Raw genomic sequence first — 2,450 nt, 5'->3', positions numbered from 1 at the left:
TCACTCCCACTACGCTCACCCACTAAAACCTTCACAATCTTAGGAATAACATCCCCACTTCTAAGTATGATTACCCTATCGCCAATACGAATATCCATTCGCTCTATTTCATCAAAGTTATGCAAAGTTGCACGCTCAACTACTGCACCCTCTATCTCTGTTGGCTCTACAATAGCAACAGGAGTCACTGCTCCCGTGCGTCCAACTTGTAAAATGATATTTTTAAGTGTTGTTATTTTCTCGACTGCAGGAAATTTATAGGCAACTGCCCATCGTGGCACTTTTACTGTATAGCCCATATCTTCTTGTGCCGCTATTTCATTGACTTTTACTACCATTCCATCAAGCATCATGGCATAACTATCACGCTCGTTTTGCATCTGCTCATAGATGGCTTGGATTTCATCATACCCTTTTGTGACAGCTCGAAGTGGTGGTTTACGAAATCCAAGCTCATAAATGTAGCTCATTTTATCACTAAGTAGTGGCTGTTGTAGTGAATTTATACCAACGCCATAAGGTAAAAATACAAGATTGCGAGACGCTGTAATTTTTGGATCAAGTTGACGCAGACTTCCTGCCGCTGCGTTTCGTGGATTGGCAAAAAGTGTCTCACTGCGTTTAAGACGCTCTTTGTTTATTTTTTCAAACTCATCTTTAAAAATGACTACTTCACCACGAATTTCAATACGCTCTTTATGCTCAATAGTAAGAGGAATGGAGCGAATAGTCTTTACATTTTGCGTAATAAGCTCGCCAACACTCCCATCTCCACGCGTAATTCCTTTGACAAGTTTTCCATCTTCATAAAGCAAATCCAAACTAGCACCATCATACTTCGGCTCACAATAAAATGTCACGCTATCATCAAGTCTATATGTTTTTTCCAGCCACTTCTTTAGCCCCTCAGCATCAAAAATATCTTCTAATGACCACATACGAGAGAGATGTTTGGCTTTTGTAAAGCCCTCACTTATTACATCACCAACTCTCTGTGTTGGAGAGTTTGGCAAAATTTCATTAGCATATAGTTCTTCATATGCCACTACATCATGATAAAGCTTATCATAGCCCTCATCAGTCATAATAGGGTCGTCCAGAACATAATAATGATATGCCCACAAATTTAGTTTTTCTACTGCGTTTATATACTCTTGTTTATTCATAATGTGATTTTATCTTAAACTTGCTAAAATTCTGAAAAATTACAAAGAGATTATAAAATGAATATGACAATGGCAAGTTCAACAGATGCACAAAGAGCGTATGCTCTCGTGCGTTCTTTACAAAAAAGATTTGTAGAAAAACTCGATGATTTAACAGAGAAATTTGGTGAAGGAAAACACTTTGAAGAGGTTACATGGCTTCGTGATGGTGGTATACATGGTGGTGGAAGCAGATTTGAAGCAAAAGATATGAAACTTTTCAATACAGCAAGTGTCAATGTCTCGCAGGTACACTATGATGATATGCCGCAAAAGAACCTCAACTCTGCAACAGCCATCTCTACCATTATCCATCCACAAAATCCAAATGTGCCCTCTATTCACATTCACATCTCTTTAACTGAGTTGCGAAAAGGAGAGAACTACTGGCGCATTATGGCAGACCTTAATCCAAGCATAAACAATGCAGAAGATGCAAAAACTTTTGATGATGCCTTAAAAGAGCTCTCTGGGGAGTATTATGACGAAGGATCAAAACAGGGTGACAAATACTTTAACATTCCTGCCTTAAAGCGTACTCGTGGCATCTCTCACTTCTACCTTGAAAACTTCAAAACGAACAACAGCGAAGCAGATTTTGCATTTGCACAGCACTTTGGAGAGGGCATCATTGACACTTACATCGACATTATTCATAACGCCCTACTCTCTCGCCAAGCAATAAGCCAAGCGGACAAAGATGCACAACTCGCCTACCACACCCTCTACCTTTTTCAGGTACTTACACTTGACCGTGGTACGACCGCAGGACTAATGGTACATAAGCAAAATGACATCGGCATTATGGGTTCTCTGCCTTCACACATCAACAAAGAGCTTTTAAAATCGTGGATAGAAAAAGTAGAAAAACCACAAGATATACTTGTAGAAGCACTTGTAAACGCAGTGAGTGATGATGGGGTCATTGACATTCCAACAAAAGAAAAACTAGCAACAGAAGTTCGAAAACACTATAAAAAGCACCCTGAAGCACTAAGTATGCAAGCAAGTGGCAACACTATTCCCTCAACTGTGCAAAATCACAACAAATAAATGCCTTAGTACCTTAAAAAACTTAAATCATTGAATTATCCATAAGTATTCTATTTTATACTTAAGCTTAGAGAGTTAATTTTTAAATTTATCAATATGAAAATTGACCTAAGCCCTATTTTTAGGTAAACTAATAAAAATTAATAGAACACATTTAAATGATAGTTATTTATTGCATACAGCGTTAAAGAC

Annotated in this window: 2 protein-coding genes; one reads left to right on the top strand and one right to left on the bottom strand. The window is 38.1% G+C overall.

Annotation, left to right across the window (positions count from 1 at the left end; genetic code table 11):
• Positions 1-1,166 (bottom strand): NAD-dependent DNA ligase LigA (ligA, locus tag MVY38_RS08145; RefSeq protein WP_297485106.1); only part of this gene is annotated, 1,166 nt, incomplete at its 3' end.
• Positions 1,167-1,223: 57 nt separating this feature from the next.
• Between ligA and MVY38_RS08140 the strand changes: the two genes are divergently transcribed.
• On the top strand, positions 1,224-2,258 hold the full coding sequence (locus MVY38_RS08140; protein WP_297485104.1) for a coproporphyrinogen III oxidase: 1,035 nt from the start codon (positions 1,224-1,226) through the stop codon (positions 2,256-2,258).
• Positions 2,259-2,450: the final 192 nt, after the last annotated feature.

This window comes from Sulfurimonas sp. (assembly GCF_027056685.1).
Lineage (GTDB): Bacteria > Campylobacterota > Campylobacteria > Campylobacterales > Sulfurimonadaceae > Sulfurimonas.
The sequence above is the reverse complement of the archived record's forward strand: the minus strand, read 5'-3'. Positions and strand labels throughout refer to the sequence as shown.